Source organism: Salipiger sp., from assembly GCF_059781815.1.
The window spans coordinates 1-6,362 of record NZ_JBYNAH010000264.1 but is presented as its reverse complement, the minus strand read 5'-3'; the positions used below and the strand labels follow the sequence as shown (position 1 = coordinate 6,362).

The 6,362-nt window shown below is 64.4% G+C and carries 10 protein-coding genes; 7 read left to right on the top strand and 3 right to left on the bottom strand.

All coding sequences use genetic code 11. The annotated features are described in order from the left end of the window. The coding region (gene rpoD, locus AC6RA4_RS22175) for an RNA polymerase sigma factor RpoD (protein ID WP_500164003.1) at positions 1 to 1,552 on the top strand (1,552 nt) is incomplete at its 5' end. Positions 1,553 to 1,582: 30 nt separating this feature from the next. Further along, positions 1,583 to 1,861, top strand: a complete 279-nt coding sequence (locus AC6RA4_RS22170) for an HlyU family transcriptional regulator (protein ID WP_500164001.1) — start codon at positions 1,583 to 1,585, stop codon at positions 1,859 to 1,861. 81 nt (positions 1,862 to 1,942) lie between these two features. Here the strand turns inward: AC6RA4_RS22170 and AC6RA4_RS22165 are convergent, their stop codons facing one another. Next, complete coding sequence (locus AC6RA4_RS22165; RefSeq protein WP_500163999.1) at positions 1,943 to 2,617, bottom strand: SDR family oxidoreductase; 675 nt, start codon at positions 2,615 to 2,617, stop codon at positions 1,943 to 1,945. A gap of 128 nt (positions 2,618 to 2,745) precedes the next feature. Here AC6RA4_RS22165 and AC6RA4_RS22160 point away from each other — a divergent pair, with 128 nt between their 5' ends. The 4 genes from AC6RA4_RS22160 (at position 2,746) to ribD (ending at position 5,184) form a co-directional block, all read left to right on the top strand. After that, positions 2,746 to 2,997: a hypothetical protein gene (locus AC6RA4_RS22160; RefSeq protein WP_500163998.1), complete on the top strand. Its 252-nt coding sequence runs from the start codon at positions 2,746 to 2,748 to the stop codon at positions 2,995 to 2,997. Between the two features lie 56 nt (positions 2,998 to 3,053). Further along, positions 3,054 to 3,473, top strand: a complete 420-nt coding sequence (locus AC6RA4_RS22155; protein ID WP_500163996.1) for a secondary thiamine-phosphate synthase enzyme YjbQ — start codon at positions 3,054 to 3,056, stop codon at positions 3,471 to 3,473. A 137-nt stretch (positions 3,474 to 3,610) separates the two neighbouring features. Beyond that, positions 3,611 to 4,081: a transcriptional regulator NrdR gene (gene nrdR / locus AC6RA4_RS22150; RefSeq protein WP_500163995.1), complete on the top strand. Its 471-nt coding sequence runs from the start codon at positions 3,611 to 3,613 to the stop codon at positions 4,079 to 4,081. Continuing rightward, positions 4,078 to 5,184 carry a bifunctional diaminohydroxyphosphoribosylaminopyrimidine deaminase/5-amino-6-(5-phosphoribosylamino)uracil reductase RibD gene (gene ribD / locus AC6RA4_RS22145; protein ID WP_500163993.1) on the top strand — a complete coding sequence of 369 codons (1,107 nt, stop codon included), beginning with the start codon at positions 4,078 to 4,080 and terminating at the stop codon, positions 5,182 to 5,184. The genes nrdR and ribD overlap by 4 nt, the downstream gene beginning before the upstream one ends. 41 nt (positions 5,185 to 5,225) lie before the next feature. Here the strand turns inward: ribD and AC6RA4_RS22140 are convergent, their stop codons facing one another. Together AC6RA4_RS22140 and AC6RA4_RS22135 are read right to left on the bottom strand one after the other, a co-directional pair. Next, positions 5,226 to 5,453, bottom strand: coding sequence for a DUF1150 family protein (locus tag AC6RA4_RS22140; protein WP_500163991.1), 228 nt, complete (start codon positions 5,451 to 5,453; stop codon positions 5,226 to 5,228). Positions 5,454 to 5,457: 4 nt separating this feature from the next. After that, positions 5,458 to 5,868: an Hsp20 family protein gene (locus AC6RA4_RS22135; protein ID WP_222602854.1), complete on the bottom strand. Its 411-nt coding sequence runs from the start codon at positions 5,866 to 5,868 to the stop codon at positions 5,458 to 5,460. Positions 5,869 to 6,023: 155 nt separating this feature from the next. Here AC6RA4_RS22135 and AC6RA4_RS22130 point away from each other — a divergent pair, with 155 nt between their 5' ends. Then, the gene (locus AC6RA4_RS22130) at positions 6,024 to 6,248 is read left to right on the top strand and encodes a YdcH family protein (protein WP_500163989.1); all 225 of its coding nucleotides are present in this window, start codon (positions 6,024 to 6,026) and stop codon (positions 6,246 to 6,248) included. Positions 6,249 to 6,362: the final 114 nt, after the last annotated feature.

The following is a 6,362-nucleotide window of genomic DNA, read 5'->3' as shown; positions in this document are numbered from 1 at the left end:
CAACACCATGATCCTCGGGCTCTGCGAAAGCCCGCTGACCTTCCAGGCGATCTCGATCTGGCATGACGAACTGTTGTCCGAGGACATCCTCCTGCGCGATGTCATCGATCTGGAAGCGACGTTCGGCAATCAGATGGACGAGGATGGCGACGTAGAAGAGCCGGTGGTGGATACCTCGACTGTCGCGGCCGCCAAGCCCGCCAAGGACACGGGTCCCGAACTGGATGCCGACGGCAACCCTATCGCCAACGACGATGACGACGACGAAGACGATCAGGCCAACATGTCGTTGGCCGCGATGGAAGCGGCACTGAAAGATCAGGTTCTGACTCAGCTTGAGCGGATCTCGACGGATTTCGCAAAGCTCTCGGAAATGCAGGACAGCCGGATCTCGGCAACTCTGAACGAGGACGGGTCGTTCAGCGACAAGGATGAGCAGACCTACCAAAAGCTGCGTGCCGAGATCGTTGAGCTGGTTAATGGACTGCATCTTCACAACAACCGGATCGAAGCTCTGATCGATCAGTTGTACGGCATCAACAAACGGGTGATGTCGCTGGACAGTGCCATGGTGAAGCTGGCCGACCAGGCTCGCATCAACCGCCGTGAGTTCATTGACGAGTATCGCGGTCGTGAACTTGATCCCAACTGGCTGTCCGACATGGCCCAAAAACCGGGCCGGGGCTGGCAAATGTTCATCGAACGCTCGTCGGACAAGGTCGAGGAACTTCGCAACGACATGGCGCAGATCGGTCAGTATGTCGGTCTGGACATCAGCGAATTCCGCCGCATCGTGCAGCAGGTCCAGAAGGGCGAGAAAGAAGCGCGTCAGGCCAAGAAGGAAATGGTCGAGGCGAACTTGCGCCTGGTAATCTCGATCGCCAAGAAATACACCAACCGTGGCCTGCAATTCCTTGATCTCATTCAGGAAGGCAACATCGGCCTGATGAAGGCGGTGGACAAGTTCGAATACCGCCGTGGCTACAAGTTCTCGACCTATGCGACTTGGTGGATCCGTCAGGCGATCACACGCTCGATCGCGGATCAGGCGCGCACCATCCGTATTCCGGTGCACATGATCGAGACGATCAACAAGCTGGTCCGCACCGGCCGCCAGATGCTGCACGAGATCGGCCGCGAGCCGACCCCGGAGGAACTGGCCGAGAAGCTGCAGATGCCGCTTGAGAAGGTCCGCAAGGTGATGAAGATCGCCAAGGAGCCGATCTCGCTCGAAACGCCCATCGGCGACGAGGAAGATTCGCAGCTCGGCGATTTCATCGAGGACAAGAACGCCATCCTGCCGCTCGACAGCGCGATCCAGGAGAACCTCAAGGAGACCACCACCCGCGTGCTCTCCTCGCTCACCCCGCGCGAGGAGCGGGTTCTGCGGATGCGCTTCGGCATCGGCATGAACACCGACCACACGCTGGAAGAAGTCGGCCAGCAGTTCTCGGTGACGCGCGAGCGGATCCGTCAGATCGAGGCCAAGGCGCTGCGCAAGCTCAAGCACCCGAGCCGCTCGCGCAAGCTGCGCAGCTTCCTCGACCAGTAAGGCCCGAACGGGCTGGGAAGGAGAGGGCCGATGTCGCTCTTGTCACGTCTTTTCGGCGGTGGCGGCTCGAAGCCCGAGCCCAAGGCTGAGACCATCGAATACAAGGGGTTCCGGATCACGCCGGAGCCCATGCCCGCCGATGGCCAGTTCCGCATCGCGGCGCTGATCGAGGCCGAGGTCGAAGGCGAGACCAAGAGCCATCACCTCGTCCGCGCTGATGTGATCCGCGACAGGGCAGACGCCGAGGAGGCGTCGATCCGCAAGGCCAAGCAGATGATCGACGAACAGGGCGCGCGGCTCTTCGGCTGAGCACGGCAGCGCTCGAGAGGAAACGCCAAGGCGGCGCCCCGACCCCGGGGCGCCGCCTTGGTTTTTTGGGGGCGACGATGGTCACCCGTTCGGGCGAATGAAGATTTCCTGCACATTGGCGCGCTTGTCGGCGCCAAGTGCATAGATCACCGCATCGGCGATGTCCTCGGGCTTGAGCTTGTCGGGTTTGGGCTGGTCGAAGAACGGCGTGTCGACCATCCCCGGCGCGATCACCGTCACCCGCGCGCCCCACTCACGGAACTCGTCGGCAAGATTGCCGCCGTAGCCATGGGCGAACCACTTGGTCGCGCCATAGACCGAGCCCTTGAGGTGCATCCGGCCCGCCGCCGAGCCGGTCAGCAGCAAGTGACCGCCGTTTTCCTTGAAATAGGCCGAGGCCGCCTTGGTGGTCCAGAGGACGCCCATGATGTTGAGCTGAACCATCGCTTCCCACTCATCCGGGTCGCCCGCCAGCGTGCCGGCGCCCGAGACCCCCATGCCGGCATTGGCAAAGGCGGCGTTCACGTCGCCAAAATGTCCGGCAAGCTTGGCCATTGCCTCGCTCTGCGCCTTGAGCGAGGTCGCGTCGCCCGGCAGCGCCAGCGCGTGCTCGCCAAGCTCGTCGACCAGCGCCGCGAGCTTGTCTTCGGAGCGCGCGAAGAGGCCGACGTTCCAGCCAGCGGCCACGGCGGCGCGGGCGGTTGCCGCGCCGATGCCCGAGCTTGCGCCGGTGATGAAGAGGGTCTTGCGAGTCATATGAAATCTCCGTTTTTCGTCTGCCCCTCAACGCGCCGCGAGAGGCGCGGTTTCCGCCTGTCTTAAGGTTATCGGAACCATGACTCGGCAGACTGCGTTGAATACCCAACAACGGAGGATCTTCTCTCATGACCCGCCTTTTCATTCTGACCGCCGCCGCCACCTGCGTTTCCGTTGCCGCCTTCGCCGCGACCGAGGCGCTGATGACCGACGATTCCGAGGTCATCGAAATCCGGGTTTCGGCGGATGAGCTTGCCGAGTGCCGCGAAACCCTCCGCGAAGTGGGGCAGATGCCCGCGGTGACCGACACCGGCTCGCCGATCCTGTTCGACGACACCACCGATCTGCCGCAGGTCGCCTGCGTCGTCAGCGAAGCCTGAACCCGCCACTGGCCGCGCGCCCGCTGCCGCGCTAGACAAGGGCAGTGAGGGCGCGCATGGCACAGACGACATTTTCCATCCAGACCCGCGGGCAGGGGCTCTACGAATTCACCCGCGACGTCGCCAGCTGGGTCTCGGATCAGCAGGCCGACGATGCGCTGCTCACTCTTTTCGTCCGACACACGTCGGCCTCGCTGTTGATCCAGGAAAATGCCGATCCTGAGGTGCGCACAGACCTGCGCAACTTTTTCCATCGGCTTGTGCCGCCGTCGAGCGATCCGTCGATGAGCTATCTCACCCACACCTATGAGGGGCCGGATGACATGCCGGCCCATATCAAGGCGGCGCTGATGCCGGTCTCTCTGTCGATCCCGGTCCGTCGCGGCCGGTTGGCGCTTGGCACGTGGCAGGGAATTTACCTTTTCGAACACCGGGATGCGCCGCACAGACGCGAAGTCGCGGCGCATCTTGCCTGATTTCGCGGCGCTTTGCCCCCTCATCTAGTTGCTCAAATTATCCTCTACCCAATCTCTGGCGGCTCCCCTATAGTGGCTGTGGATAAGTGGGGCTCAACCCCACGCCGAGGCAGACACGAACGGATAGGGGGACAGGCATGCGCTGCCCGTTTTGCGGACATATCGACACGCAGGTGAAAGATTCCCGACCGGCCGAAGAGCACGTGTCGATCCGGCGCCGTCGCTTCTGCCCGGCCTGCGGTGGCCGCTTCACCACCTATGAGCGCGTGCAGCTGCGCGACCTCGTGGTGATCAAGTCGAACGGTCGGCGCGAAGATTTCGACCGCGACAAGCTCGAGCGCTCGATCCGCATCGCGCTGCAGAAACGGCCCATCGAACCCGAGCGGGTCGATCAGATGATCAGCGGCATCGTGCGCCGCCTCGAGAGCCTCGGCGAGACCGATATCCCCTCAAAGCAGATCGGCGAGATCGTCATGGAGACGCTCGCCCGCATCGACACCGTCGCCTATGTGCGCTTTGCCAGCGTCTACAAGAACTTCCAGGCGGCGGATGACTTCGACAAGTTCGTCAGCGAACTGCGGCCCGAAGGCGCGCAAGCGGAGAAGTGACCGACGACATCACGCACATGGCCCATGCCCTGCGGCTGGGCAGGCGACGGATGGGCCAATGCTGGCCCAACCCGGCGGTCGGCTGCGTCATCGTCAAGGATGGCCGCGTCGTCGGGCGCGGCGCCACCGCTCCCGGAGGCCGGCCCCATGCCGAGCCTCAGGCCCTGGCGCAGGCGGGCGCTGCGGCGCGCGGCGCCACCGCCTATGTGACGCTGGAGCCCTGCTCGCATCACGGCAAGACACCGCCCTGCGCCCATGCGCTGGTCGAGGCAGGGGTGGCGCGGGTCGTCGCGCCGCTCGCCGACAATTACGCGCGGGTTTCGGGGCAGGGCTTCGAATACCTGCGCAAGCACGGCATCGCGGTGACCACCGGTGTGCTCGCCGAAGAGGCCGCGCGCGATCACGCCGGTTTCTTCCTGCGCAACGATCAGGGCCGGCCTCTCGTCACCCTGAAGCTCGCCAACAGCTTCGATGGTCGCATCGCAACCGCCACCGGCGAGAGCCAGTGGATCACCGGCCCGGAGGCGCGGCGCTACGTGCACGGCCTGCGCGCCAGCCATGATGCGGTGATGGTGGGGGCAGGGACGGCGCGGGCCGACGATCCGGCGCTCACCGTGCGCGGCTGGGGCGAGGTGCAGCAGCCGGTGCGGGTGATCGTCTCGCGGCTCATCGACGTGCCGCTGATGAGCACGCTCGCCAGCACCGCGCGCGAGGTGCCGGTCTGGCTGGCGCATGGCTCTGACGCCGCTGGCATGACCAAGCGGGCGTGGCAGAGCTGCGGCGCAAAGCTGTTGCAGTGCAAGGTCACCGCGGGCCGCATCGACCCGCAGGCGCTGCTTGCCGCGCTTGGCAAGGAAGGTCTGACGCGGGTGTTCTGCGAAGGGGGCGGCCAGCTCGCCGCCTCGCTGCTGGCGGCAGATCTCGTCGACGAGCTGGTGGGCTTCACCGCAGGCATCGCCGTGGGGGCCGAGGGCCGTCCGGGGATCGGCGCCATGGGGGTCGACCGTCTGGCCGAGGCACCGCGTTTCGAGCTGGAAGAGGTTCGGGCGGTCGGCGGCGATGTCCTGCATCGCTGGCGCCGCAGCGGGGCCGCATCTCTCTGACCGGCCCCGGGGCAGGCGGGGCCGCGCCCCGCCGCATGTCTTCAGTGCACCGTCACCGGCGCAAAATCGTTCTGTCGGGCCAGGATGAAGGCTTGCTTGCGGTCTTTCACCAGCGCCAGACGCTCGCCATCGGCATTGTGCACCGCGTAGAGCGTTTCAAGCCCGCCGAGCTGGTCCTGGATCTCTTCGGGCAGGTCTCCGGCGGCGACGGCGCGCACGTAAACGATGCGCTCTTCGCCCGGTGTGTGGAAATCGTACTTGGTATTCATCGGATTACCCCTTTCTGATCCGGATCGTCTGAACCACCGTCTCGGGACGGGAGATGGTCAGATCCACGTGCAGCAAGCCATTCTCCATCACAGCCTCGCCCACTTCCACGCCGTCCGCCAAGACGAAACTGCGCTGGAACTGTCGCGAGGCAATGCCGCGATGCAGGAATATGCGTTCGCTGCCGTCGTCACCTTGCCGCCCTCGGATCACCAGTTGGCGATCCTCGACAGTGATCGACAGGTCGTCTTCCGAGAACCCGGCCACGGCCAGCGTGATCCGGTAGGAGCATTCCGAGGTCTGTTCGATATTGAAGGGCGGATAGCCCTCGCTCGATTTCGCCGTGCGTTCCAGCAGGCGCTCGAGTTGCTCGAAGCCGAGCATGTGCGGGTAGGAACCCAAAGTCATCTTGCTCATGACATGTCCTTTGCAGAAAGCGACCGTCCGCCGGGCCCCGCATTCGGCAACCCGGCTGAAATCAATATGGGAAGCCCCCGGAATATCCGCAAGGGCTTTGCCAGAGCGATCGGAGTTGCTATCTAAGGGGTCTGTATCGCAAGGAGTTTGCCCGGATGGAGACGCCGCAAGACATCTCGATGAAGACCGAGGAAGTGCTGCGCGTCGAGCTTGAGGTTTTCAAGCGCGAACACCGCGATCTCGACGACGCAATTTCGGCCCTGCAGGACCGCGGTATCGGCGATCAGCTGACGCTGCAGCGCCTGAAGAAGAAGAAGCTGTTCCTGAAGGACAAAATCGCCCTGATCGAGGATCGGCTGACCCCCGACATCATCGCCTGAACGGCGCGCTCAGCCCAGGCTGAGCGCGGTCTGTTTCAGCATCTCCGCCGAGCGGCGCAGCGCGGCGGGCGCGGACGCGGCCCCTTGCGCTGGCCGCGGGGGGCTAACGCCGCG

Bases quoted from the DNA above. Each gene is read 5' to 3' on its own strand.
- AC6RA4_RS22155 (WP_500163996.1), top strand. From the start codon at position 3,054: ATGGCACAGACGACATTTTCCATCCAGACCCGCGGGCAGGGGCTCTAC.
- AC6RA4_RS22140 (WP_500163991.1), bottom strand. From the start codon at position 5,453: ATGAATACCAAGTACGATTTCCACACACCGGGCGAAGAGCGCATCGTT.
- AC6RA4_RS22170 (WP_500164001.1), top strand. From the start codon at position 1,583: ATGTCGCTCTTGTCACGTCTTTTCGGCGGTGGCGGCTCGAAGCCCGAG.
- nrdR (WP_500163995.1), top strand. From the start codon at position 3,611: ATGCGCTGCCCGTTTTGCGGACATATCGACACGCAGGTGAAAGATTCC.
- AC6RA4_RS22135 (WP_222602854.1), bottom strand. From the start codon at position 5,868: ATGAGCAAGATGACTTTGGGTTCCTACCCGCACATGCTCGGCTTCGAG.
- AC6RA4_RS22165 (WP_500163999.1), bottom strand. From the start codon at position 2,617: ATGACTCGCAAGACCCTCTTCATCACCGGCGCAAGCTCGGGCATCGGC.
- AC6RA4_RS22160 (WP_500163998.1), top strand. From the start codon at position 2,746: ATGACCCGCCTTTTCATTCTGACCGCCGCCGCCACCTGCGTTTCCGTT.
- AC6RA4_RS22130 (WP_500163989.1), top strand. From the start codon at position 6,024: ATGGAGACGCCGCAAGACATCTCGATGAAGACCGAGGAAGTGCTGCGC.